Origin of the sequence: Burkholderia sp. ZZQ-2 (genome assembly GCF_050768715.1) — a bacterium.
GTDB lineage: Bacteria > Pseudomonadota > Gammaproteobacteria > Burkholderiales > Burkholderiaceae > Burkholderia > Burkholderia cepacia.
Genome location: NZ_LDVA01000156.1, coordinates 1 through 24,989 on the forward strand (window position 1 = coordinate 1; position 24,989 = coordinate 24,989).

Sequence of the window (24,989 nt, forward strand, 5' to 3'; positions counted from 1 at the left end):
CAACGGCGCCGCCGGCCGGGCCGCATAGGCATCGGGCGCCGCGCCGGCGGGCTCGCGATGAAACGCGAATGCCAGCGGCACGCGCGCCGAGCGCATCCCGTGCCGCATCGCGACCCCCGTCTCGGCCGGCCCGACGAACAGCACGCCGTCGTCGGCAAGACGCTCGCCGAGCGCGCGGATCACGCGATCCTGCGCGTCGCGATCGAAGTAGATCAGCACGTTGCGGCAGAACACGAAATCGTAGCGAAGGCCCGTGTCCGCCGCCGGTTCGACGAGGTTCGCCTGACTGAACTGCACACAGGCGCGCACGCGCTCGTCGAGCAGCCAGCCCTCGCGGGTCGGCGTGAAGTGCCGCGCGCGAAACTCCGTCGCGGTGCCGCGGAACGCGTTGCGCCCGTAACAGCCGAGCCGCGCCTGCTCGATCGCGCGCGTGCTGAGGTCGATCGCGTCGATCGTGAAACTGGCCGGGTCGAGCCCCGCGTCGAGCAGCGCCATCGCCGCCGAAAACGGTTCCTCGCCCGTCGAGCACGGCGCGCTCAGCACGCGGATCACGCGACCGGGCAGCGCCGCGAGCCGGTCGGCCGCGAGCCGCGCGAGCGTCGCGAAGGCCTCGCGGTCGCGGAAGAACCAGGTCTCGGGCACGACGAACAGCTCGATCAGCGCACGCCGTTCGTCGGCCGATGCGTTGAGCTGCTGCCAGTAGGCGTCGAGCGCGTCCTGCGTCACGGGCGGCCGCGCCGCCGACGACAGGCGCTCGCCGTCCGCCTGCAGCGCGTGCACGCGCTCCGTCAGCGCGCGGGTCAGGAAATCGTTGCCGAGCGAATCGGGGTCGATGCCGGTCTCGCGCAGCAGCCAGCCGCGAAATCGCGATTCGGACTCTTTCATGCGGACTCTCCCCCGTGGCCCGGCAGGCCGTCGTCGAACAGATACAGGCGTGCAACGTCGTCGATCAGGTCGGCAACCGATACCTGCTGCACGACGCCGTCGGGCGTATTCGCGACGGGCCCGAGCCAGCGCGTGCGCGCGGTCGAGATGCCGCTCGCGCGAAACGCCGCGCGGTCGATCCGCATCGTCTGCGTCGCACGCTCGACGATCAGCCCGATCGTGCGCTCGCCGCTCGCCTCGTGCGCCCGGTAGCGGACCATCACGAGCCGCGTCGAGCGCAGCGCATGGGCGCGGCGCCCGAGCGCCAGCATCGGCACGTCGATCACCGGCACCGGCTGGCCGCCGCGCATCAGCAGCCCGGCAATCCATTCGGGTGCGCCGGGCACGGCCTTCGTGACCGCGAGCGGCAGCACCTCGTCGATGCCGGCCGCGTCGAGCGCATAGCGTTCGCCGTCGAGCTCGAACATCAGGAACAGCGCATGCGCGCCGTTCTGCGTGTCCGCGCGCATCACGCGTCGACCTTGAAGCGCGACACGCTGGTGCGCAACTGGTTCGCGACGAGCGTCAGGTCGTCGATCGCCTGCGACGACTGGCGCAGCGACTCGGCCGTCTGCTGCGCGGCCTCCGACAGCTGCGACAGCGCCTGCGTGATCTGCTCCGCGCCGTTCGCCTGCGTCTGCATCCCTTCGTTGACCATCTGGAAGCGCGGCGAGAGCGTCTGCACCTCGGCGATGATCTGCGACAGCTGCCCGCCGACCTGCTGCACGTCGAGCATCCCCCTGCGCACTTCCTCGGAGAACTTGTCCATTCCCATCACGCCCGCCGATACCGCCGACTGGATCTCCTTCACCGTCTGCTCGATATCGTAGGTCGCGACCGCCGTCTGGTCGGCGAGGCGGCGGATCTCGGTCGCGACGACCGCGAAGCCGCGGCCGTATTCGCCGGCCTTCTCGGCCTCGATCGCGGCGTTCAGCGACAGCAGGTTGGTCTGGTCGGCCACCTTGGTGATGGTCGCGACCACCTGGTTGATGTTCAGCGCCTTCTCGTTGAGGATCGCGAGCTTCGCGTTCACCGAGCCGGCCGCGTCCATCACGCTGCGCATCGTCTCGCCCATCCGCGTGAGCCCGCTCTGGCTCACGCCCGCGAGTGTGGCCGACTGCTCCGCCACGCCGGCCACTTCGTTCATCGTGCGCACCAGGTCGCGCGACGTCGCGAAGATTTCGCGCGAGGTCGCGCCGATCTCGGTCGTCGTCGCCGCGGTTTCGTTCGCGGTCGCCTGCTGCTCGCGCGACGTCGCCGCGATCTCGGCGACCGACGTCGTCACCTGCAGCGACGACTGCTGCGCACGCGCGACGAGCTCGGTCAGTTCGTCGGCCATCCGGTTGAAGCCCGTCTCGAGCGTGCCGAATTCGTCGCGGCGGCGCAGGTCGAGGCGGCGCGTCAGGTTGCCGGTACGCATCACGTCGTGCACCTCGACGAGCCGCGCCATCGGGACGGTGACCGAACGGTACAGCATGTAGCCGAACCCGAGCGCCGACAGCAGCATGATCGCCAGTGCGGTCGCGAGCACCACCTCGGTGTCCTGCACGGATTCACGGATCAGCTTCGCCGACTGATCGGCGAACTTGCGGTTTTCCTGCACGAGAATATTCGCATTGCGCACGACCTCGGCCCATGCGGGCTGCACCTTCACATACCCGGCGACCGCGTCGTCGTGCGATTGACGGTGCCGCTGCACCGCTTCGTTCAGCAGCGGCAGGTAGTGGTCGTAGGTGCCCCGGAAGGTCGCGAAGCGCTGCCGGTCGTCGTCGCGAAATATCGAGTTCTGGTACTCGACCGACAACGAATCGATGTCCTTCGCCGCTTCGGCGATCTTCGCGAGATCGCGCTGGACGCTTTCGGGATCGGTCTCGACGAACGTCGCCTGCTGCAGCAGCATGAACGATTCATTCACTGCGCCGCGCAGCGACGACGCGAGGTAGACGCCGGGCAGCGAATCGCGCTCGATGCTGACGGCTTCGCTGTTGATCGCACGCAATCGCTCGTAGGACACGCCGGCTGTCACCAGCATCAGCACGAACAGCACGCCGAAGCTGAGCAGGATGCGATTGCCGAGCGTCAGCCGGGCAGCGCCGATCGTCGGATGCAGGCTTTCATTGGTCGCGCGGGGCGTCACGGTGGCCATGTTCGTTATGGGCTTTCTAATATCAGCGTTGAAAAAATCCGCGCCCGCCTGCGCGCCGGACGGCGCGCCACGAGCGCATCAGGGCTTGCAGGCGGCGCGGCGCCGGCAGGCCGCGCCGCGAAATCACCGCTCCGCTTGCGCCGGCAGCCGAAGCGCGACCATGAAGCCGCGCGCCGTATTGCGCATCAGGATCTGGCCGCGATGCCGCGCCGCCGTCGCGCGGACGAACGCGAGCCCGAGGCCGAAGCCGCCGCGCGCCGCGCCATGCGCGGTCTCGAGCTGCACGAACGACTCGGTCGCGGCCGTGCGCTGCTCCGGCGCGATTCCCGCGCCGGTATCCTCGACGCCGATCAGCCATGCACCGTCCTCGCCGCTCAGCGTGCAGTGCACGTCCGTACCGGCCGGGCCGTACTTCAGCCCGTTGTCGATCAGGTTCGCGACCGCGCGCGTCAGCATCATGCGGTCGCCCATCGTCACGCACTCGGTATCGGGCACGTGCGCGGTGACCCGGCTGCCGAGCCCGGCCGCCTTCTCCCACAGCTGGTCGACGGCGTCGAGCACGATCTCGTTGAGGCTCACGACCTCGTGCGCGCGGCGCTCGGACCGAGCGCGGGTCAGGTGGATGAAGCCGTCGGCAAGCGCGAGCGCGCGCCGCGCATGGCCGGCAATGCGTTCCATGATCGCCGGCATCTCGCCGTGCTCGGCGCGGTAGACGTCGAGCAGCGCGAGGATCGACGTCTGCGGCGAACGCATGTCGTGCGACAGGAAGTCGAGCGCCTCGTCGCGCTGCCGGGACATCAGGTACGAATTCGAGTGATAGCGGATCCGTGCGGCCAGCTCCATCGCGTCGGGGAGCTTCACCAGATAGTCGTTCGCGCCGGCGATGAACGCCTCGCGCTTGACGATCGGCTCCTCCTTCGCGGACAGCACGATGATCGGCACGCGAGCCGTGCCGGCGTCCGCGCGCCACGCACGGACGAGATCGAGGCCGTCGATCTCCGGCATCACGAGATCCTGCAGGATGACCGTCGGCTTCACGTCGCGCGCGACCGCCATCGCCCGGTGCGCGTCGGTGCACACGTGCAGGTCGATGTCGTGTTCGCTGCGCAGCGCGCGGCGGATCACCTCGCCGACGAACGGTTGATCGTCGACGAGAAGGACCGATAACCCCGATTCAAGACAATCCGAGGCATTATCAACGCTCGATTCTTTCATAAATACAGTTTCAAACGCCGATTCTCCAATCGATTCTTTCATAGGAGTTGTTTATCAGACTTGGGACGCTATCTTAATTCGGCGGTTGAAAAAACCGCCCGATTCCGCCGATTTGGCCTGTCGGCATTGGCCTTGCAGGGCTCCGGACGCCGATTTCTCCCCGTTGGCGGCCGCATTACCTCCGCATCCTTTCTCTCAATAAACATAACCGGCTGATTCTAAATGAAATTAGAACACAGCATCTATCTCCTTCCGGTTTAGTTTTGCCAAATATGCAGAAAGAGACGGAATCAGTTAAATCAGATCATTTCCGGATTCGAAAGACGATAACGTTTGCGAGACCGGCGCCATAAGGTTTGCATGCGCTGCAAGGCTGGTTGTCCGCCTCATTTGGGGCCGGATGGAAATGCGCCGAATCGGCGGGCGCGAGGAAGAAAAAAGCGCGCCGGGCAACGATCTGCCCATGCGCGCTCCCGGTCGGCCGGCACCGGCCGCTGGATGACGGCATGACGGTGCCGTGCAGCCTTATCCGCGCGCGTGCTGCGCGGACACTTCCTGCAGGTCGAGGTCGCGTTCGAGCGCGTGCAGCATTTCGTCGTGGATGCGGCCCGAACGGTGCAGGCGCAACAATTCGGCGCGCCCGGCCCTGATCGCGGCCAGCACGACGTCGTAGTGCGCGGTGCGCACTTCCGCCGGGTACGCCGGTTCGTCCTTCGCCCGTTCGGTCAATTCCGCGCGATACGTGTACTGCTCGAGCAGGCGCGGATGGATCACGACCCCGTTCTCGTCGCGCACGAGCGGCTGGATCGCCGCGAGTTGCGCGGCCTCGACGTATGCCCACGTCTGCGGCTCGGTCAGGTGGTGCGCCGCGCGCTCTTCGCGCTGCGGCAGGCGCAGCAGCCGGATCAGCGGCCCGATCGTCGTGCCCTGCAGCAGCACGGTGACGAGGATCACCGCGAACGACGCGACCAGGATCACGTCGCGACCGGGCATCGCCTCGGGCAGCGACAGCGCGATCGCCAGCGTGACGACGCCGCGCATCCCGGCCCAGCTCATGATCGTCGCGGCCTTCCAGTCCGGCGCCTCGCCGCGCCGCGCGATCCCGCGCACCGGCCATTTCAGCGCCTCGACCGCGTAGATCCACACGAAGCGCGACACGATCACCGCCGCCAGCACCGCGAACATCGGCGGCACCATCGTGGCGAGCACCTGCTCGAAGCCGCCGAGCCGGTGGATCGCGCCGCGCAGCGACAGCCCGATCAACACGAACACCATCGCTTCGAGCAGGAACACGATGACCTGCCAGAACGCGGTGCCGCGCGTGCGCACGGCCGCCGAGAACACTTCGTGCTGATGCCAGCCGACGATCATGCCGGCCGTGACGGTGGCGATCACGCCGGATACCTCGACCATTTCACCCGCGATATAGGCGATCCAGCCGGTGATCACCGCGACGGTGATCACGAGATAGTCGTCGTCGAGCTGCTTCAGGAACCACACGACGAGCTTGCCGACCACGAAGCCGATTGCCACGCCGCCGAGCCCGAGCTCCGCGAAGCGCACGACCGCGTGCTCGAGGCTGAACGCGCCGGTGAGCGCTGCCGCGACCGCGAAGCGGAACAGCACGAGGCCGGCCGCATCGTTCAGCAGGCTCTCGCCTTCGAGCAGCACCATCAGCCGGCGCGGCAGCGCGACGCGTTCGAGCACGGCCTTCGCCGCAACGGCGTCGGGCGGCGACACGATCGCGCCGAGCGCGAAGCACGCGGCCCACGGCAGCGACGGCGCCACCCAGTGCACGGCGAAGCCGACCGCGAACGTCGTGAACACGACCGCGCCGATCGCCAGCAGCAGGATGCCGCCGACGTTGCGCTTGAACTCCTCCCACACCGAGAAGTACGCGCCGTCCATCAGCAGCGGCGGCAGGAACACCAGCAGCACCAGTTCGGGATCGAGATCGATCGGCGGCAGGCCGGGGATGAACGCGATGCCGATGCCGCCGATCAGCAGCGCGGCTGCGGGCGGCAGCCGCAGCCGCTTGGCGACGCATTCGAGCGCGACGATCGCGAGAAATGACAACAAAACCAGCTTGAATGCCGAGACGGGAGACATGAATCGACCTCATGAAGAATGAATTCGCGCTTTCCGGCGTCGTACCCCGGTCGGCAGTTTCGCGCGATTACATCACGAGGCGAGTCCCGTAGTCGAGCGCGTTCCGGCAGCCCGCCACGCGGGCGCGATACGGGCCCGGCGGGGCCCGGCGCCGGCCCGCTGCGCGCGACGCCATGAAAAACGGCACGCGGGCCGGCCTTGCGCCCGCCCGCGTGCCGTCGCGGCACCGCGCATCCCGCCCCGCGTTACCGGCGCCGCACGACCATCAGCCGCGGCTCGGTCATGTCCTCGATCGCGTAGCGGATCCCTTCGCGGCCGAGGCCCGAATCCTTCACGCCCCCGTACGGCATGTTGTCGACGCGGAACGACGGCACGTCGTTGATCACGACGCCGCCGACCTCCAGCTCGTCCCACGCGCGCTGCGCATGCGTGAGCGAATCGGTGAACACGCCGGCCTGCAGCCCGAAGTCGCTGTCGTTCACGCGGGCAAGCGCATCGTCGAACCGGTCGAACTTCTCGAGGATCGCGACGGGGCCGAACGCCTCCTTCCGGTACAGGTCCTGCTCGTGCCCGACGTTTTCCAGCAGCGTCGCTTCGAACATCGCGCCGTCGACCTTGCCGCCCGCGACGATCTTCGCGCCCGCCGCGACGGCCGCGTCCATCCATCCCGACAGCCGGCGCGATTCCGATTCGGAAATCATCGGCCCGACGAACGTCGACGGATCCTTCGGATCGCCCATCTTCAGCGAACGCGTCTTCGCGATCAGCTTCTCGCGCAGCGCGTCGTACAGATCGGCATGGACGAGAATCCGCTGCACGCCGATGCAGCTCTGGCCCGACTGGTAGTACGCGCCGAACGCGAGGCGCTCGACCACGTAGTCGAGCCGGTCGCGTTGATCCGCATCGACGATCGCGGCCGCGTTGCCGCCGAGCTCCAGCACGACTTTCTTCTTGCCGGCCTTTTCCTTCAGCGCCCAGCCGACGGCCGGCGACCCCGTGAACGACAGCAGCTTGAAACGCTCGTCGGTCGTGAACAGGTCGGCGCCGTCGCGATGCGCGGGCAGCACCGAGAATGCGCCCTTCGGCAAGTCGGTTTCGGCGAGTACCTCGCCGATGATCAGCGCGCCGATCGGCGTGCGGCTCGCGGGCTTCAGCACGAACGGACAGCCGGCCGCGAGCGCGGGCGCGACCTTGTGCGCGGCGAGGTTCAGCGGGAAGTTGAACGGCGAGATGAACGAGCACGGGCCGACCGGCACGCGCTTCGTGTAGCCCGTATAGCCCTGCGCGCGCGCGGAGATCTCGAGGTTGATGATCTCGCCGTCGATGCGCACCGACTCCTCGGACGCCACGCGGAACGTGTCGATCAGCCGCGTCACTTCGCCCTTCGAATCGTTGATCGGCTTGCCGGCCTCGATGCACAGCGCCTCGGCCAGCTCGTCGAAGCGCTCGCGAAAACGCGCGACGCAATGGTCGAGCACGGCCTGCCGCTTGTAGGCCGGCAGCTCGCGCATCGGCTTCGCGGCGTCGACCGCCGCGCCGATCGCCGCATCGATGGCCTTCGCGTCGGCCAGCGCGACGCGCGTCGCGACCTTGCCGCTGAACTTGTCCGTCACGTCCAGATCGGTGTTCGCGTAGACGGCTTCGTTGGCGAGGTAGTACGGATAGGTTTCCTTCAACATGGAACGACTCCTTCCTGTGGACGGGACATTCAGAGTTGCGCCGACAGGCGCTTGATCTCGCGGTTCAGCACGCGCTCGTTGTCCGAATAGTCGATCGGCACGTCGATCACGTGCACGCCCGGCGTCGAGAAACACTCGCGCAGCAGCGGCTCGAGATCGTCGGCCGATTCGACGCGGTGCCCGTGCGCGCCGTAGCTTTGCGCATACGACACGAAATCGGGGTTCTGCAGCGTCATCGCGAAATCGGGGAAATTCATGTTCTCCTGCTTCCAGCGGATCATCCCGAAGGCGTCGTCGCGCAGGATCATCACGACGAGGTCGAGCTTCAGCCGCACCGCCGTTTCGAGCTCCTGCGAATTCATCATGAAGCCGCCGTCGCCGCACACGGCGATCACCTTGCGCTGCGGGTGCACGATCTTCGTCGCGATCGCCGACGGCAGGCCGGCGCCCATCGACGCGAGTGCGTTGTCGAGCAGCAGGGAATTCGGCTCGTGCGCGCGCCAGTAGCGCGCGAACCAGATCTTGTACATCCCGTTGTCGAGACAGACGATGCCGTCGACCGGCAGCGCGTTGTAAAGATCGTTGACGATCCGCACCGGGTACATCGGGAAGCGCGGATCGTGCTGGCCCTTCTCCAGATGGGCGTCGAAATGCGCCTTGATCATCGTGAAGCGCGAGAAATCCCAGTGCGGCTGCGGCGCGAGCGCCTCCTTCATCTGCCACACCGCGTTCGCGATGTCGCCGACCACCTCGATCTGCGGGAAGTAGACGGGATCGACCTGCGCGCCGAGGAAGTTCACGTGGATCACGGTCTTGTCGTCGGTACGCATGAAGAACGGCGGCTTCTCGATCACGTCGTGGCCGACGTTGATGATGCAGTCCGCATGCTCGATCGCGCGGTGGACGAAGTCGCCGTCGGACAGCGTCGCGTTGCCGAGCCACAGCGGGTGCGTCTCGTCGATCACGCCCTTGCCCATCTGCGTCGTGAAGAACGGGATGCCCGTCTTGTCGACGAATTCGAGCAGCATCTTGCAGGTGGTCTTGCGGTTGCCGCCCGCACCGATCATCAGCAGCGGATGGCGCGCGGCCTGGATCGCGTCGACCGCATGCGCGATCGCCTTTTCCTCCGCCACCGGCCGCCGGCTGTAGCTGCGCGGGATCGGCTTGCCGTCGCCCTCCTCGTGCGCGATGTCTTCCGGCAGCTCGAGGTGCGCGGCGCCCGGACGCTCCTCCTCCGCGCGGCGGAACGCCTCGCGCACGGCCGACGGGATGTTGCCGATCGACACGATCTGCCGCGTGAACTTCGTGAGCGGCTGCATCATGTCGACCACGTCGACGATCTGGAAGTGGCCCTGCTTGCTGGACTTGATCGGCTTCTGCCCGGTGATCATCAGCATCGGCATCCCGCCGAGCTGCGCATACGCGGCGGCCGTCACGAAGTTCGTCGCGCCGGGCCCGAGCGTGGCGATACACACGCCGGTACGGCCCGTCAGGCGGCCGTAGGTGGCGGCCATGAACCCGGCCGCCTGCTCGTGCCGGGTCAGCACGAGCTTGATCTTCGATCGCCGCAGCGATTCGAGCAGATCGAGGTTTTCTTCGCCGGGAATGCCGAACACGTACTCGACGCCTTCGGCTTCCAGCGCCTTCACGAACAGATCCGATGCTTTCATGGGGGACTCTCGGTTGATGCCGCCTGCCCGGCCTACGGACACGCAGCGTTCAGAACGCGCGCCGGCCTACGGCACGCGGACGCTTTACCTACTGGACACAAACCACGGCACTGCCCGCCGCGCAACGAGCGATGCGCGGCGGCGCCTCCGGATAGCGGAGGACAAACGGATCCGCCCGCGCGCGGCAAGCGCGCACGGGCGGCAAAGACGTGATTGATTGTAGACGGATTCGCAGAACTCCGACTTCGGCCGAACGGCCATTTGGCACGCAAACGAAGCGGGCAGCCCTAATGTAGCGGCTACCGAATAACCCAACCCAGCCCGACCCACATGTGAACCATGGTTGACATACCGCAATCAATGCCCTACTGTGCGCCTACGTTCAGCATCCGGACCACCGACGCCTTCGACGCATGGTTTGCCGGCCTGCGCGATCGCGTCGCGAAGCGCCGCATCCAGGCACGCATCGACCGCCTGTCGATGGGCAATCCGGGCGACTGGAAATCCGCGGGCTCGCCGGTCGTCGAAATGCGGATCGACCACGGCCCCGGCTATCGCGTCTACTACGTCCGGCGCGGAACGATCTGGGTCATCCTGCTCGGCGGCGGCGATAAATCGACGCAACAGGCCGACATACGCGCCGCGCACGCGATGCTCGCGCACCTCGACATGGAGTAATCGATGGACAAGATCAGCACCCGGCCGTGGGATTCGGCCGACCATCTGAAGACCGAAGACGACATGGCTGACTACTTCGAAGCGTGCCTGCAGGAAGCCGGCGACGATCCGGCCTTCATCGCGCACGCGCTCGGCGTGATCGCACGCGCACGCGGCATGTCGCAGGTCGCGCGCGACGCGGGCCTGTCGCGCGAAGGGCTGTACAAGGCGCTGTCGCACGACGGCAACCCGAGCTTCGGCACCATCCTGAAGGTCATCAAGGCGCTCGGCCTGCAACTGCACGGCGCGAAAGCGCATGCATGACGCGCGGGCGCGGCCCGTCGCACCCTCCGCGCTCTCTCGCGATACCCGTGGCCGCGTCAGTGCAGCCAGCCGGCCGCCCAGCGCGGCACCAGCGACACCAGATACAACCCGAGCCCGATCAGCCCGCCGACCAGCGTGCCGTTGATGCGGATGTATTGCAGGTCCTTGCCGATGTTCAGCTCGATCTGCCGCGACATCTCGCGTGCATCCCAGTTGCGCACCGTGTCGCGGATATGGCGCATCAGGAAATCCGCGAAATCCGGCGCCATCTCGTGCACGGCCTTCTCGACATGCTCGTTCAGCGATGCACGCAATGCCGGACTCTCCGCCAGCCGCGCACCGAGCCAGCCGCCGAGCGTCGCCGCCTGCCGGTGCAGCGCCGAATCGGGGCGCGCGAGATCGGCCTTCAGCCACGCGCGCAACTGATCCCACAAGTCGCGGACATACTCGTTGAACGCGGCGCCGTCGCGAACGTAACGCTTGATCTCCTCGCCCTTCGCGATGAACGCGGGATCGTGCTTCAACCGCTCGGTCAGCCGCACGACCGTCCGGTCGAAGCGCTGCCGCAGCTCGTGCTCGGGGTCCGCCGCCACGCCTTCCAGCACGCGGCTCACCGCGCTCGCGAGCATCCGCGCGCCGTTCTCGCCGAACCACTGCGTCGGCATGATCTTCTCGACCTTCGGGTACTGCGTCTTCAGCCATTCGACGATGAAACCCGCGATCACCTCGCGGTTTTCTTCCTTGTCGAGCACGTCGACCACCTGTTCGATCGCGTCGTCGAGCAGCACCTGGTGGCGGCCGTCCTTCGTCAGCGTGTCGAGGATCGCGCCGGCCGATTGCGACAGGTCGACCCGGTCGATCACCGCGCGAAACGCATCGTGGACGAACGACTGGATCCGCGCGTCGTCGGTCATGTCGAGCGCGAAACTCATCAGCTTCGTCACATAGCCGCCGAGCGCGTCAGTGTTTGCCGGCTCGCCGAGCCACGCGCCGAGTTTCTGCGCGGGATCGTGCTGGCGGATCTGCGCGACGAGCGCGTCGGGGCCGAGGAACTTCTCGCGCACGAACACCGCGAGGTTGTCGGCGATCTTGTCCTTGCTCTTCGGAATGATCTCGGTATGACGCGACACGAACGGGATCGGTACACGGCGGAACAGCGCGACGACCGCGAACCAGTCGGCGAGCGCGCCGACCATCGCGGCTTCGGCCACGGCCTTGAAGCCGTCGACCCACGGGCCACGCGGCAACAGGATCGTCGTGACGAACACCGCGACGGCGGCCAGCAGCAGCCACAGCGCGCGGCGCTTGCTGCGTTTCAGTTCGAGGGCTTTGTCTGGCGTCATGGCGGCAGGCGAATCGGCGATGCCGCTAATATCCCCGATTTCGCACCGGCCGACAAACGCGCGGCATGAAACGCGACGGCCCCGCGCGATCGCCGCCGAGCATGACGTCACCCGCCGCGTCGCGCAATCGTCCGGCAAGCGCGCGGCCGGTGACGTCGTCTCCGACGCCATCCGTCCACCGCGCCTGCCATACTCGCCGCGCCTGCCGCCGTTACAGGAACGTCTTCAGATTCACCGTCGGATCGGCGAGCTTCACCGGATCGGGCACCGCCCCCGCCGCGATCAGCCGGCGCGATGCGCCGATGTCGCGCCCCTGGTTCGCCGCGGCCGCCGCGACGATCCTGCCGTCGTCCCCCAGCCCGAACACCGTGAACGGCCCGTTCGCCGGATCGCCGCGCACGACGATCGTGCGTTCGCTGCCGAACAACCCGAGCATCTGCAGGTTGCAGTCGTACTGATCGGACCACAACCACGGCAGCTCGGCATAGGTTTCGTCGGCACCGAGCAGGTTCGCCGCCGCGACAGCCGGCTGGTTTTCGGCCACCTGCCACGATTCGATCCGCACGTGACGCCCGAGCAACGGATTGAAGTGCATCGTCACCTCGCCCGCCGCGAAGATCGCGGGATCGACCGTACGGCAGCCCGCGTCGACACGTATCCCGTTGTCGACATCGAGCCCCGCTGCGTGCGCGAGCTCGACATTCGGCACCACCCCGATGCCGACCACGACGAGATCGGCCGGCACGTCGCCACGATCGGTCTCGACGATCGCGCCGCCACCCGGCGCGCGACGGATCGCGCGCGGCAGCGTCGCCATCCGGAAGACCACGCCGCGTGCGTCGTGCAGCCGATGCGCATACGCGCCAACGACTTCCGGCAACGCGCGCTGCAGCAGGCGCGGCGCCGGATCGATCACCGTCACGTCGCAACCGAGCTGGCGCGCCGCCGCCGCGACCTCGAGGCCGATGAAACCGCCCCCGAGCACCGCCACGCGGCGCCCCGGCGCGAGCTGCGCGCGCAACGCACGCGCATCGTCGACCGTGCGGACGTAATGCGGCGTGACGCCTTCGTCGATCTCACCGCCGAACGTACGCACCCGCGAGCCCGTCGCCAGCACGAGCCGCGCATAAGGCAGCGTCGTGCCGTCGTCGAGCCGCACGCGCGATGCATCGCGCTCGATCGCCTCGACGCGCGTGCCGAGCCGCAGCTCGATGCGCTGCGCGTCGTACCACGCGGCATCGCGCACGAACGCGCGCTGCTCGCCGCCGTCGCTCAGCAGCGCATCCTTCGACAGCGCGGGCCGGTCGTACGGCAGCTCGCGTTCCGCGCCGATCATCACGATGCGCGCCGCGGCGTCGCGCTCGCGCACCGCTTCGGCCGTGCGCCGCGCCGCGTGGCCGGCGCCGACGATCACGAACGGATCAGCCGACATTGACTTCCACCTGCCCGTCGACGATCCGGATCGGATAGGTACGCACCGGCTCCGTGATCGGCGCGCATTTCGGCGCGCCGGTGCGAATGTCGATCAGCCCCTGGTGCAGCGGGCATTCGACGCAGCCGTCCTCCACATACCCCTCGGACAGCCGCGCATGGCCGTGCGTGCAGAGATCGTGCATCGCGAACAGTTCGTCGCCGATCCGGAACACGGCGATCGGCTTCTGGCCGGCGACGCGCGCCGCCGGTTCGTCTTCGGAGAATTCGTCGAAAGCGCCGAGCGGATGCCACTCGGCGAGCGTTGCTTCAGTCATGACTGTTCCTTGCTTCCGTATCAGATCGGGGTCGCGAGCAGCGTCTGCACGCGCGACGTGTCGTAGATCACCCGCTTGGTCTTGTAGCGCAGCCCGTCCGGCGTGCGCACGACCGTGTCGTAGTACTTGCCGGCCTGGTACACGTTCGATTCGCCGTTGCTGCGCGTCTGCACGACGACGTAGTTGCTCTCGGTGTCGATCTCGCCGTCACGTTCCGCGACGATCGTCAGGCCCGACGTCATGTGCCGGTACGTATGCTCTTCGTAGATGTTCGCGTGCCGCAGCGACACCACGCGGTCGCGCAGCATCCGCTGGTTCGTGCAGTGGACGATCCCGACCGGCAGCCCGAGGTCGGCGTTCTCCTTCGGCACGATTTCGTACGTGCAGTCCTCGGTGAACATCGTCGGCCATTCCTCGAGCCGGTTGTTGTCGAGGTGCCCGATATAGCGGTTCTGGAGCATGTAAATCTCGAACCACGTCTTCATGTCTTCCGTCAGGTTTTCCATCGTTCCGCGCTCCCGCTTCAATAGCCCATCAGCTTCTGGTAGCCGACCCAGAACTTGCGGATCAGGCTTTCGGTGATCACCGTGTCCTGCTGGTCCGGATTGCCGCGCGACATCTCGATCACCGACGTCGCGTCGCCGTCGCGCACCGTGCCGCGCTGCACGAGCTCGGTCGCCTCCGTGTCCTCCATCGAGATATAGCCGGCCGGCCCGACGAGGTTCGCCTGCTTGATACGCAGCGCGCGCAGCTCGGGCGTATCGTCCGCGTAGCCGAAGAAGTGGAAGATCAGCTCGAAGTTGTCGGGGCCCTTCGGCAGGATCTGGCGGGCGACCAGCGTGTTGTGGATCTGCTGGATCACGAGCTGCGGGAAGATCGGCTGGATATGGTTCGTGCAGTCCTCGTCGTATTCCGACACGAGATCGAGAATCGATTCGTCTTCCAGATGGAAACCTTCGTCGAACGAGCGAATGTTCTGCTGCTTGTACGCGGCCGACGTATCGTCGCCCGTCTTCGTCACCGTGATGATGCTGTGCAGCCCGTGGTTCGCATCCGGAATCGAGCGCGCCTTCATCCCGACGCGGAAGATGTTGAAGGTCGTATGGAACAGGTGCAGCATGCTCGCGTGATACGGGTCCTTCACGTTCTCCATGTACAGCTTCCAGTTCGACTTCGAATACTGGCGCGTGCAGCCGAGATACTCGATCGGCTTGTGGAAGATCCGGTCGATCCACGGGCGCATCTGCTCGCCGAGATAGTCGGGCAGCGGCATCACGTTGTCGCTGAAGGTGGCGAACACGAGCCCGCGATAGCTGTCGACACGCAGCTTGCGCAGCCCGTGCTGCTTCGGGTCGAAGTCGGCCGGCATCCCGGACATCCCCTTCTGGCCGCGCCGGAACGGCACACCCAGCAGGTTGCCCGCGTTGTCGAAGCTCCACTGGTGATACACGCACGTATGCGAGCTCGCGTTGCCGCGCGACTTGCGGCACACCTGCGCGCCGCGGTGCGCGCAGCGGTTCACCCACGCGGAAAGCGCGCCGTCCTCCGTGCGCGTGACGACCACCGGCGTATCGCCGACGAACGTGCTCTTGAAATCGCCGGCGTTCGGGATTTCCGCTTCCAGCGCGACGAAGTTCCACGTCGGGCCGCGAAAGATGCGTTCCTGCTCGCGTTCGTAGACGGCCTGCGAGCTGAACACCTTGTACGGCACGCGCGAGCCGTCGTCGTGCGGAAAGCTCACGTCGGACGCGTCGTCGCGCGAGGCGAACACGACGGGCGATTCTGTCTGCTCCATGTCGGACTCCTTGTGGTTCCGTTTCATTAACAAGATGGAGTCCATTTTTGAAAGGCTAATATTCCCCGTCTATCCGGAAAGTGCGATTGCGGCGGCGCAATATCCACTTTCGGCGGATTTCTGAGCTAGCATGACGGCACACACGACCCTGCGCACGATCGCGACCCATTCATCGGATCGAAGCGCGCGTCGCTCATACAAAGGCTGAGGCCCATGTCCCCAACGTCGTTCGAGCCGCTCGCGCTGCGCGCGCACCGGCTGTTCGAATCCCGCGATCTCGACGAGACGCGCGAGCGGATCTCGCGCGTGATGCAGCCGCATGCGCTGCTGCCGAACGGCCGCACGCATGGCGCGTCGCACATGGATTTCGTCCGGCTCGGCGGGCTCGGGATCGGCACGATCGCATTCGGCGACGCGATGCGCGTGCAGGTCGACGCGGTCGACGGCTACTACCTGCTGATGTTCTGCCTGTCCGGCCAGGCCGAGGTGCGCGCGATGGGGCGGCAGCTCGGCGTCGACGGCCAGACCGGCGTGCTGTGCGCGCCCGGCGAGCGCTTCGACGCGGTGCTGTCGGCCGATTGCGAGCAGTTCGTGCTGCGCATCGACGCGGCCACGGTCGGCTCGCTGACGGGCGACCCGCGCGCGACGCTCGACCCGGTGCTGCATGTCAGCGACGCCGCGCTCACCGCGTGGCGCCAGCAACTGATGCTCGTCGCCCGCTCGCCCGAGCTGCTCGAGCGCGCAAACGCGAACCCGCGCGTCGCGTCGCAGCTCGAGCACCTGCTGATCGATCTGCTGATCGAAGGCCACCCGCCGTCCGTGCTGCACGCCTCGCACCGCGACCCCGCGCCGGGCTTCCTGCGGCGCGCGCAGGAATTCGTGGACGCGCACTACGCGCAGCCGCTGCAACTCGCCGATATCGTCCAGGCCGCCAACGTGCCGGAACGGACGCTGCGCGACGCGTTCCTGCAGTTCCGGGGCATGAGCCCGATGCAATACCTGCGCGCGACGCGGCTCGACCATGCGCGCGAGCTGCTGCGCGGCGCGGCGTCCGACCGGCGGATCGCCGATGTCGCGCTCGATTGCGGGTTTACGCACCTTGGCCGGTTCGCGATCGCCTATCGGGAAAAATTCGGCGAGTCTCCGTCGGAAACGCTCGACGTGAAGCGATAGCGATGCGCACGCTGGCGCGGCCGGTGGCATGCGGCTTGTGGCCTGCGACCCGCAAAACCAGCGCGGCACTTGCATCGACGCGCGTGACATTGCGACACCCCCTCCGCATCCACCGGCGCACGCCAAAACAGACCGTTAGTTGCAATACTTGAACGCGGCGATGCCCGTCAGGCCGATGCCCCGATCATCTCCCGCGCAATCGCGCAGAACGCGGCCGTGGCGGCGCTTTCGCCGTGCAGCCGGCGGCTCATGATGATCGGCGACGTCGCGGCCGGCTCCGGCAACCGCCGGTAGACCACGCCCTTCACGCGCACGCCCTCCACGCTCTCCGGCACCAGCGACACGCCGACCTGCGCGGCCACGAGCCCGAGCGCCGTCTGCAGCTCGCGCACCTCGTGCACGGCCGCCGGCACCAGCGCGCCGTCGCGCAGCGCCGACAGCTGCTGATCGGCGAAGCTCGGCCGCGGCGTGCTCGGATAGACGATCAGCGTCTCGTTCGCGATATCCGCGAGCGCGAGCGGCCGATCGGGATCGGCGAGCGGATGCCCGACCGGCAGCGCGGCGATCAGCTTTTCCTCGATCAGCGCCTCGCGCACCAGCTGGTCGTCGTCGAACCGCAGGCGGCCGAACCCGACGTCGATCCGCCCGCCCTTCAGCGCGCCGAGCTGTTCGAGCGTGAACATTTCGATCAGCGACAGTTCGACGTCCGGCTGCGCCTCGCGAAACGCGCGGATCACGTCCGGCAGCGCACCGTACAGCGTCGACGGCACGAAGCCGATCACGATCCGCTCCGACAGCTGCGCGAGCCGCCGCGTCAGCGGGCCGAGCTCGTCGGCCTGGTCGACGAGGCGCTTCGCCTGCGCGTAGAACACGCGCCCCGCATCCGTCAGCTTCAGCGGCCGCGCGCCGCGCTCGAACAGCGGCAGCCCGATCTCATCCTCGATCGCCTGGAGCTGGCGGCTCAGCGGCGGCTGCGTCATGTGCAACCGCTCGGCCGCCCGCGTGATGTTCATTTCCTCGGCGACGGCGATGAAGTAGCGGAGCTGGCGCAATTCCATTTCATGCCTCAAAGGTATGGAAGTAGTCGGAAAGAGTGTTGGACGACGCGGGGCGGGAATTCCTACCATGTGCACCAACAGGAGGAATCGCATGATAGCAACTGCCGCCACCATCGAACGCATCGAGACTTTGCTGGTCGACGTGCCGACGATCAGGCCCCACAAATTGTCGGTCGCCACGATGAATTGCCAGACCCTCGTACTGGTTCGCGTTCGATGCACGGACGGTATCGAAGGCGTCGGCGAGGCGACGACCATCGGCGGCCTCGCCTACGGCGAGGAGAGCCCCGAAAGCATCAAGGTCAACATCGACACCTACTTCGCGCCGTTGCTGCAGGGCATGGACGCGACCCGCCCGGGCGCCGCGATGGCGCGCGCCCGCAAGCTGTTCCAGGGCAACCGCTTCGCGAAGTGCGCGATCGAGACCGCGTTGTTCGACGCGCAGGCGCGCCGCCTCGGCGTGCCGCTGTCGGAACTGTTCGGCGGCCGCCGGGCCGACGCGGTGGACGTCGCATGGACGCTCGCGAGCGGCGACACGCAGCGCGACATCGCGGAAGCCGAAGCGATGCTCGAAGCGCGCCGCCACCGCGCGTTCAAGCTGAAGATCGGCTCGAACGCGGTCGCCAGCGACGTCGCACACGTCGTCGCGATCAAGCGCGCGCTCGGCGAGCGCGGCGACGTGCGTGTCGACGTGAACCAGGCATGGAGCGAAACCGACGCGATCTGGGCCGGCGCACGGCTCGCGGAAGCGGGCGTGAGCCTCGTCGAGCAGCCGATCGCCGCGACCAACCGCGCGGGGCTGAAACGCCTCACGCAGCTCGCGCAGGTGCCGATCATGGCCGACGAGGCGCTGCACGGCCCCGTCGATGCGTTCGCGCTCGCGCAGGATCGCGCGGCCGACGTGTTCGCGGTGAAGATCGCGCAATCGGGCGGCCTGCAGGGCGCGGCGAGCGTCGCGTCGATCGCGGCGGCGGCCGGCATCGAGTTGTACGGCGGCACGATGCTCGAGGGCGCGGCCGGCACGATGGCGTCCGCGCAACTGTTCAGCACGTTCGACTCGCTGAAATGGGGCACCGAGCTGTTCGGCCCACTGCTGCTCACCGAGGAAATCCTCGTCGAGCCGCTGCGCTACGAGGATTTCAAGCTGCACCTGCCGGCAACGCCCGGCCTCGGCATCACCTTCGACTGGGCCCGCATCGAACGCATGAAGCGCGACGCCCGCTGATCCCCACACGACAACCGAAACCGGAGACACACATGGACAAGCAAGCCATCGACGCCCTGCTGAAGACGTTCGACGACGCCGCGGAGAAGCCCGGCAACCCGCGCGTGCGCGCGATCGTCAACCGGATCATGAAGGACCTGTGCTACACGATCGAGGATTTCGACGTGCAGCCGAGCGAATTCTGGACCGCGCTCAACTACCTGAACGAAGCGGGCAAGGAGCTCGGCCTGATCGCCGCGGGCCTCGGCCTCGAGCGCTTCCTCGACGTGCGGATGGACGAAGCCGAAGCGAAGGCCGGCATCGAGGGCGGCACGCCGCGCACGATCGAAGGGCCGCTGTACGTTGCCGGCGCGCCGGAATCGGTCGGCCATGCGCGCCTCGACGACGGCACCGATCCGGGCCAGACGCTCGTGATGCGCGGCAAGGTGCTCGGCCAAGACGGCGCGCCGATCGCGAACGCGCTCGTCGAGGTGTGGCATGCGAACCATCTCGGCAACTACTCGTACTTCGACCAGTCGCAGCCCGCGTTCAACCTGCGCCGTTCGATCCGCACCGACGCGGAAGGCCGCTACAGCTTCCGCAGCGTGGTGCCGGTCGGCTACAGCGTGCCGCCGGGCGGCAAGACCGAGCAACTGCTCGACCAGCTCGGCCGCCACGGCCATCGTCCGGCGCACATTCACTTCTTCGTTTCGGCGGACGGTTATCGTAAGCTGACGACGCAGATCAACATCGAAGGCGATCCGCACCTGTGGGACGACTTCGCATTCGCAACGCGCGACGGGCTGATCCCGGCCGTGAAGCAGGCCGAAGGCGCGGAAGGCAAGCCGTACGGCGTCGACGGGCAGTTCGCGCTGATCGACTTCGATTTCTCGCTGCTCAAGGAAAAGCAGGACGTGCCGGCAAGCGAAGTCGAGCGAGCCCGCGCGCAGGCGTGAGCGGCCTTCCCGTTCGACGAATCGACAACGCAAGGAGTGCAGGATGCTGTTTCATGTGGAAATGACCGTCCGTCTGCCGACGGACATGGATCCGGTCAAGGCGGCCACGCTGAAGGCGGAAGAAAAGGCGATGTGCCAGCGGCTGATGAACGAAGGTGTCTGGCGTCATCTGTGGCGGATCGCCGGGCAGTATGCGAACGTCAGCATCTTCGACGTCGAGAGCGTGCAGCAACTGCATGACCTGCTGAGCCAGTTGCCGCTGTTCCCGTATATGGAGATGGAAGTGCGCGCGCTGTGCCGGCATCCGTCTTCGGTGCGGGAAGACGATCGGTAAGCAGGCGATCGAGTTCCGGCAAGACGGGCGGCCCGCGATTGCATCGCGGGCCGCCCGTTTCGTTTCGTCATCCGCCGGGGTGGATCGGGTTGCCGCGCGGCCGGCTTCCGCGCATCCGTCGCGCCGATCTCCGGAAACGGCTCGATTCGTGCGCAGGTGTCGATATGCCCGCGCGCCGCTTTCCCGAGCGGGCCCGCCATGCGTCATCAATACGCGTGCGCCAGATGCGCGGCAAACCCCACCGTCCCCGGCACGATCTCCTCCTTCAGCGTCAACGCCGGAATCTCGTAATCGCCCGCGTTCTGTCGCCGGAACGGAATCGGCTGCGTGGTCCACAACGCATCGAGGCGCTTGCCGAGCGCCGCACGCGTTTCGTCGAAGCGCGCGTCGTTCATCTTGCCCGTCCGGTAGATCACGAACGGCGGCAGCACGTCGAACCCCGGGTAATACAAGATCCCGTGCTGGATCGGAAACAGCACGTCGTCGATCGGCCCGTTGATGCCGCGCGGGCTGTAGTGCGATTCCCACCCGCCTGCCGTGACGATCAGCATCGCCCGCTTGCCGGCCAGCGCCCCTTCGCCGTAGCGGTTGCCCCAGCGCGTCTCCGAATGCTCGCCGACGCCATACGCAAAACCGTACGCATACACACGCTCGACCCAGCCCTTCATGATCGCCGGCATCGAGAACCACCACAGCGGAAACTGCAGGATCACCGCGTCGGCCCACTTCAGCTTCTCCTGCTCGCGCGCGATATCTTCGCTTTGCGTGCCGGCCGCGAATGCGTGCTTCGAGTCGAGCGACGGATCGAACCGCGCGTCGGGTGCGCGACCGGTCACGTCGTTCGCGTCGAACGCCGCCTTCCAGTTCATCGCATACAGATCCGTCACCTGCACCGCGTGGCCGGCCGCTTCGAGATGCTCGACGGCAAAGTCGCGCAGCGCGCCGTTCAGCGAGCGCGGTTCGGGATGGGCATAAACGATCAGCACATTCATGTTCGTCACTCCTTTGATTGAATGACTACAGGATGCCGCCGTCGAAGGTATATTTGAAATGAATTCCTGATATTCCAGGTATAGCCATGAATAATCTCAGACGACTCGACCTGAACCTGCTCGTCACGCTGGACGTGCTGCTCGCCGAGCACAACGTCACGCGCGCGGCCGAGAAACTGAACATGTCGCAGCCGTCGGTGAGCGTGCAGTTGCAAAAACTGCGCGACCTGTTCGGCGATCCGCTGCTGTTGCCGGGGCCGCGCGGGATGCGGCCGACCGCGCGCGCGGAAACGCTGCGCGAGCCGTTGCGCGATGCGCTCGAAGCCGTCGAGCGCGCGGTGGTTCCGGCCACACCGTTCGATCCGGCGACCGCGACGAACACGTGGCGCGTGGCCGCGACCGACTACGGCGAATCGACGATCGTGCTGCCCGCGCTGCACACGCTGCGCTCGGCCGCGCCCGGTACGCGGCTCGCCGTCGTCGAACTCGCGCCGCCGCGCATCGAGCAGGATGCCGAACGAAACGGCATCGACCTCGCCTTTCATACGACGGAAGGGTCGCCGGCCGGCATGCGGCGCCTGCCGCTGTTCGTCGAGCGTTACGTGCTCATCGGCCGCGCCGGGCATCCGAAGCTGAAGCGGCGCCCGACGCTCGCGCAGTTCGGCACGCTCGAACACGTGATCGTGTCGCCCGATGGCGGCGGCTTCTTCGGCGTGACGGACGAAGCGCTCGCGAAGGTCGGGGCCGTGCGGCGCGTCGTGCTGTCCGTACCGCACTTCCTGTTCGTGATGTCGGCGGTCGCGAGCACCGATCTCGTCGCGATGCTGCCCGAGCGACTGGTGCGCGATGTGCCTGCGCTGCGTGTGGTGGACGCACCGGTCGAGGTGCCCGGCTATGAAATGTCGATGCTGTGGCACGAGCGCGTGCATCGCGATCCGGCACACCGGTGGCTGCGGGAGACCATCGCGGCGGCGGTCTGACACGGCCCGGTTGCCGGACGGCTGCCATCTGCTGTCATCGGGGGCTTGAAAGTGCGCCGATCACTGTATATATTTACAGTGTTTCTGCGTCATTTGACCCGAATTCCGTCCCCCGAGACGGTCTTTAGTGAGGCGACCATGTTTCAGTCATCCGCATTCGATCCCGAGCAACCCGGCTTCAATCCCGTCCACTTCGAGCGCGCCGCGCGGCAGGCGGTCGTCGATCTTCAGCGTGTCGTCGGCGGCCCCGCGCAGCGGGCGCTCGGCTTGCGGCGCCGCAGCCATCCGGCCGCCGTCCGCACGATGAGCTGGCAGGCGCTGCTGAATGTCGAGGAGCTGGCGTTCTCGAACTCCGGCTTCCTGAACCGCAACGATCCGACGGTCGTCGACGCCTTCATCCGGCTGCGCGACAGCCGGATGGTCGCCGCGGACGTCGAGGAAGCCGTCGACTGGAAGCGCGACGACGACGATTTGCCCGCCGTTTACCTGATCGTCAAGGCGATGCTGGAAGCGGAAGAGCGCGAGACGCAACACGCCGAGATGGAGTGACGGCGGCGACGCGCGGCCGCACCGTTACAGCCGCGCCGCGAGGCGCGCCCCCTGATCGATCGCGCGCTTCGCGTCGAGTTCGGCGGCCAGTTCCGCGCCGCCGATCAGGTGCACGGAACGCCCGGCCGCCTGCAACGGCGCGAGCAACGCGCGCTGCGGCTCCTGCCCCGTGCAGAGCACGATCGTGTCGGCTTCGATCAGCTCGTGATCGGTGCGCTGCTCGCCGTACGACACGTGCAGCCCGCGCGCATCGATCAATTCGTAGTTCACGCCGCCGATCATCTTCACCTGCTTCATCTTCAGCGTCGCGCGGTGAATCCAGCCGGTCGTCTTGCCGAGCCCCTTGCCGAGCGGCGCGGCCTTGCGCTGCAGCAGCGTCACTTCACGCGCGGGCGCCGTGACCTGCGCCCGCGTCACGCCGCCGCGCGTCGCGGCCGGGTCGGTCACGCCCCACTCGGCCTTCCATTCTTCCAGATCGAGCGCCGGCGATTCGCCGTCCTGCACCAGATACTCGGCGACATCGAAGCCGATCCCGCCCGCCCCGACCACCGCGACACGCCGTCCAACCGGCTGCCTGCCCGCGAGCACGTCGATGTAGCTGAGCACGTTCGGCCCGTCCTGCCCCGGAATCTTCGGGTCGCGGGGCGCGACGCCCGTTGCGAGCACGATTTCGTCGTAGCCGCCCGCGATCAGGTCGCTTGCGTCGACGCGGCGGTTCAGGTGCAGGTTCACGCCGGTCAGCTCGACCTGGCGGCCGAAGTAGCTCAGCGCTTCGTGAAACTCCTCCTTGCCCGGAATCCGCTTGGCCATGTTGAACTGGCCGCCGATCTCGGCCGCGCCGTCGAACAGGTCGACCCGATGGCCGCGCTGCGCGAGCACGGTCGAGCACGCGAGCCCGGCCGGCCCCGCGCCCACCACAGCGATGCGCTTCGGCTGCGGCGCGAGCGTGTATTTCAGTTCCGTCTCGTGGCATGCACGCGGATTCAGCAGGCACGACGCGATCTTGTTCTTGAACGCGTGATCGAGACACGCCTGGTTGCAGCCGATACAGGTGTTGATCTCGTCGGCGCGGCCCTGTGCGGCCTTGATCACGAACTCGGCATCCGCGAGCAGCGGGCGCGCCATCGACACCATGTCCGCGCAGCCGTCCGCGAGGATCTGCTCGGCCACTTCGGGGCGATTGATCCGGTTGGTGGTCACGAGCGGAATGCCGACCTCGCCCTTCATCTTCTTCGTCACCCACGCGAACGCGCCGCGCGGTACCGACGTCGCGATCGTCGGCACGCGCGCCTCGTGCCAGCCGATCCCCGTGTTGATGATCGTCGCGCCCGCGCGCTCGACGGCCTTCGCGAGCTGCACGGTTTCGCTCCAGTCGCTGCCGTCCGGAATCAGGTCGAGCATCGACAGCCGGTAGATCAGGATGAAATCGCGGCCGACCGCTTCGCGTGTGCGTTCGATGATCTCGATCGGCAGCCGGATGCGGTTCTCGTACGACCCGCCCCACTGGTCGGTGCGCTTGTTCGTATGCATCGAGATGAACTGGTTGATCAGGTAGCCTTCGGAGCCCATGATCTCGACGCCGTCGTAACCGGCTTCACGCGCGAGCTTCGCGCAACGGACGAACGCGCGGATCTGCCGCTCGACCCCGCGCGCGCTCAGTTCGTGCGGCGCGAACGGCGAAATCGGCGACTTGATCTTCGACGGCGCGACCGCGAACGGGTGATAACCGTAGCGGCCCGTATGGAGGATCTGAAGCGCGATCTTGCCGTCCTCTGCGTGCACGGCGCCGGTGATCTCGCGATGGCGTCGCGCGGCGGCCGACGTCATCAGCGTGCCGCCGAACGGCTTGGTCCAGCCGGCCACGTTCGGCGCGAAGCCGCCCGTCACGATCAGGCCCACGCCGCCGCGCGCGCGTTCGGCGAAATATTCGGCGAGCCGCGGCAGCGTCTTGCGGCTGTCCTCGAGGCCCGTGTGCATCGAGCCCATCAAGACGCGGTTCTTCAGCGTCGTGAAGCCGAGATCGAGCGGCGCGAGCAGGTAGGGAAAGGGTGTCGTCATGATGATCGTGCCAGTAAGCGATGCGTGACATCGTAGGCGCGCGCCGCCTTGAACGTGAGGGGGCAAACAGCCATA

23 protein-coding genes are annotated in these 24,989 nt (G+C 67.1%); 8 read left to right on the forward strand and 15 right to left on the reverse strand.

Going from position 1 to position 24,989, the window contains the following annotated elements; translation table 11 throughout:
* From ABY44_RS09245 to ABY44_RS09275, 7 genes are all read right to left on the reverse strand, one after another.
* The coding region (locus ABY44_RS09245) for a CheR family methyltransferase (protein WP_431641133.1) at positions 1 to 885 on the reverse strand (885 nt) is incomplete at its 3' end.
* Positions 882 to 1,394: a chemotaxis protein CheW gene (locus ABY44_RS09250; protein ID WP_264162321.1), complete on the reverse strand. Its 513-nt coding sequence runs from the start codon at positions 1,392 to 1,394 to the stop codon at positions 882 to 884. The genes ABY44_RS09250 and ABY44_RS09245, both read right to left, overlap by 4 nt.
* A complete protein-coding gene (locus ABY44_RS09255) occupies positions 1,394 to 3,070 on the reverse strand; it encodes a methyl-accepting chemotaxis protein (protein WP_027790996.1) in 1,677 nt (558 codons plus the stop codon). The genes ABY44_RS09250 and ABY44_RS09255 overlap by 1 nt, the downstream gene beginning before the upstream one ends.
* A gap of 123 nt (positions 3,071 to 3,193) precedes the next feature.
* Positions 3,194 to 4,327 (reverse strand): hybrid sensor histidine kinase/response regulator, encoded by a 1,134-nt coding sequence (locus ABY44_RS09260; protein ID WP_027790995.1) that lies wholly within the window; start codon positions 4,325 to 4,327, stop codon positions 3,194 to 3,196.
* Between the two features lie 483 nt (positions 4,328 to 4,810).
* Positions 4,811 to 6,394, reverse strand: coding sequence for a Na+/H+ antiporter (locus tag ABY44_RS09265; RefSeq protein WP_027790994.1), 1,584 nt, complete (start codon positions 6,392 to 6,394; stop codon positions 4,811 to 4,813).
* 245 nt (positions 6,395 to 6,639) lie between these two features.
* The gene (locus tag ABY44_RS09270; RefSeq protein ID WP_027790993.1) at positions 6,640 to 8,073 is read right to left on the reverse strand and encodes an aldehyde dehydrogenase family protein; all 1,434 of its coding nucleotides are present in this window, start codon (positions 8,071 to 8,073) and stop codon (positions 6,640 to 6,642) included.
* Between the two features lie 29 nt (positions 8,074 to 8,102).
* Positions 8,103 to 9,743, reverse strand: coding sequence for an acetolactate synthase large subunit (locus ABY44_RS09275; RefSeq protein WP_027790992.1), 1,641 nt, complete (start codon positions 9,741 to 9,743; stop codon positions 8,103 to 8,105).
* Positions 9,744 to 10,103: 360 nt separating this feature from the next.
* Between ABY44_RS09275 and ABY44_RS09280 the strand changes: the two genes are divergently transcribed.
* Positions 10,104 to 10,421 carry a type II toxin-antitoxin system RelE/ParE family toxin gene (locus ABY44_RS09280; RefSeq protein ID WP_230948808.1) on the forward strand — a complete coding sequence of 106 codons (318 nt, stop codon included), beginning with the start codon at positions 10,104 to 10,106 and terminating at the stop codon, positions 10,419 to 10,421.
* 3 nt (positions 10,422 to 10,424) lie between these two features.
* Positions 10,425 to 10,724 carry an addiction module antidote protein gene (locus ABY44_RS09285; protein WP_021157290.1) on the forward strand — a complete coding sequence of 100 codons (300 nt, stop codon included), beginning with the start codon at positions 10,425 to 10,427 and terminating at the stop codon, positions 10,722 to 10,724.
* 56 nt (positions 10,725 to 10,780) lie between these two features.
* Here ABY44_RS09285 and ABY44_RS09290 read toward each other — a convergent pair whose 3' ends face one another.
* The 5 genes from ABY44_RS09290 to andAc form a co-directional block, all read right to left on the reverse strand.
* Positions 10,781 to 12,067 (reverse strand): DUF445 domain-containing protein, encoded by a 1,287-nt coding sequence (locus tag ABY44_RS09290; protein WP_060173226.1) that lies wholly within the window; start codon positions 12,065 to 12,067, stop codon positions 10,781 to 10,783.
* A gap of 211 nt (positions 12,068 to 12,278) precedes the next feature.
* Positions 12,279 to 13,499, reverse strand: coding sequence for an anthranilate 1,2-dioxygenase system ferredoxin--NAD(+) reductase (gene andAa / locus ABY44_RS09295; RefSeq protein ID WP_060173096.1), 1,221 nt, complete (start codon positions 13,497 to 13,499; stop codon positions 12,279 to 12,281).
* Positions 13,489 to 13,815, reverse strand: coding sequence for an anthranilate 1,2-dioxygenase ferredoxin subunit AndAb (andAb, locus tag ABY44_RS09300; protein ID WP_006479527.1), 327 nt, complete (start codon positions 13,813 to 13,815; stop codon positions 13,489 to 13,491). The genes andAa and andAb overlap by 11 nt, the downstream gene beginning before the upstream one ends.
* A gap of 20 nt (positions 13,816 to 13,835) precedes the next feature.
* Positions 13,836 to 14,321, reverse strand: coding sequence for an anthranilate 1,2-dioxygenase small subunit AndAd (andAd, locus tag ABY44_RS09305; RefSeq protein ID WP_034196026.1), 486 nt, complete (start codon positions 14,319 to 14,321; stop codon positions 13,836 to 13,838).
* Positions 14,322 to 14,338: 17 nt separating this feature from the next.
* A complete protein-coding gene (gene andAc, locus ABY44_RS09310; RefSeq protein ID WP_060173095.1) occupies positions 14,339 to 15,610 on the reverse strand; it encodes an anthranilate 1,2-dioxygenase large subunit AndAc in 1,272 nt (423 codons plus the stop codon).
* A gap of 213 nt (positions 15,611 to 15,823) precedes the next feature.
* Here andAc and andR point away from each other — a divergent pair, with 213 nt between their 5' ends.
* A complete protein-coding gene (gene andR / locus ABY44_RS09315; RefSeq protein ID WP_027790986.1) occupies positions 15,824 to 16,783 on the forward strand; it encodes an anthranilate 1,2-dioxygenase regulatory protein AndR in 960 nt (319 codons plus the stop codon).
* A 167-nt stretch (positions 16,784 to 16,950) separates the two neighbouring features.
* Here the strand turns inward: andR and ABY44_RS09320 are convergent, their stop codons facing one another.
* The gene (locus tag ABY44_RS09320; protein WP_021157296.1) at positions 16,951 to 17,841 is read right to left on the reverse strand and encodes a LysR family transcriptional regulator; all 891 of its coding nucleotides are present in this window, start codon (positions 17,839 to 17,841) and stop codon (positions 16,951 to 16,953) included.
* A 91-nt stretch (positions 17,842 to 17,932) separates the two neighbouring features.
* Between ABY44_RS09320 and ABY44_RS09325 the strand changes: the two genes are divergently transcribed.
* From ABY44_RS09325 to catC, 3 genes are read left to right on the forward strand one after another with little or no spacing between them, the layout of a single operon-like run.
* On the forward strand, positions 17,933 to 19,066 hold the full coding sequence (locus ABY44_RS09325; protein WP_060173094.1) for a muconate/chloromuconate family cycloisomerase: 1,134 nt from the start codon (positions 17,933 to 17,935) through the stop codon (positions 19,064 to 19,066).
* Between the two features lie 32 nt (positions 19,067 to 19,098).
* Positions 19,099 to 20,001 carry a catechol 1,2-dioxygenase gene (gene catA / locus ABY44_RS09330; RefSeq protein WP_027790984.1) on the forward strand — a complete coding sequence of 301 codons (903 nt, stop codon included), beginning with the start codon at positions 19,099 to 19,101 and terminating at the stop codon, positions 19,999 to 20,001.
* 43 nt (positions 20,002 to 20,044) lie between these two features.
* On the forward strand, positions 20,045 to 20,335 hold the full coding sequence (catC, locus tag ABY44_RS09335) for a muconolactone Delta-isomerase (RefSeq protein WP_027790983.1): 291 nt from the start codon (positions 20,045 to 20,047) through the stop codon (positions 20,333 to 20,335).
* A gap of 206 nt (positions 20,336 to 20,541) precedes the next feature.
* Here catC and ABY44_RS09340 read toward each other — a convergent pair whose 3' ends face one another.
* Positions 20,542 to 21,327 (reverse strand): NAD(P)H-dependent oxidoreductase, encoded by a 786-nt coding sequence (locus tag ABY44_RS09340; RefSeq protein WP_060173093.1) that lies wholly within the window; start codon positions 21,325 to 21,327, stop codon positions 20,542 to 20,544.
* A gap of 86 nt (positions 21,328 to 21,413) precedes the next feature.
* Between ABY44_RS09340 and ABY44_RS09345 the strand changes: the two genes are divergently transcribed.
* A complete protein-coding gene (locus tag ABY44_RS09345) occupies positions 21,414 to 22,307 on the forward strand; it encodes a LysR family transcriptional regulator (RefSeq protein ID WP_021157299.1) in 894 nt (297 codons plus the stop codon).
* 138 nt (positions 22,308 to 22,445) lie between these two features.
* Positions 22,446 to 22,856 carry a DUF2471 family protein gene (locus ABY44_RS09350; protein WP_027790981.1) on the forward strand — a complete coding sequence of 137 codons (411 nt, stop codon included), beginning with the start codon at positions 22,446 to 22,448 and terminating at the stop codon, positions 22,854 to 22,856.
* 24 nt (positions 22,857 to 22,880) lie between these two features.
* Here ABY44_RS09350 and ABY44_RS09355 read toward each other — a convergent pair whose 3' ends face one another.
* Positions 22,881 to 24,914: an FAD-dependent oxidoreductase gene (locus ABY44_RS09355; protein WP_431641137.1), complete on the reverse strand. Its 2,034-nt coding sequence runs from the start codon at positions 24,912 to 24,914 to the stop codon at positions 22,881 to 22,883.
* Between the last annotated feature and the right edge of the window lie 75 nt (positions 24,915 to 24,989).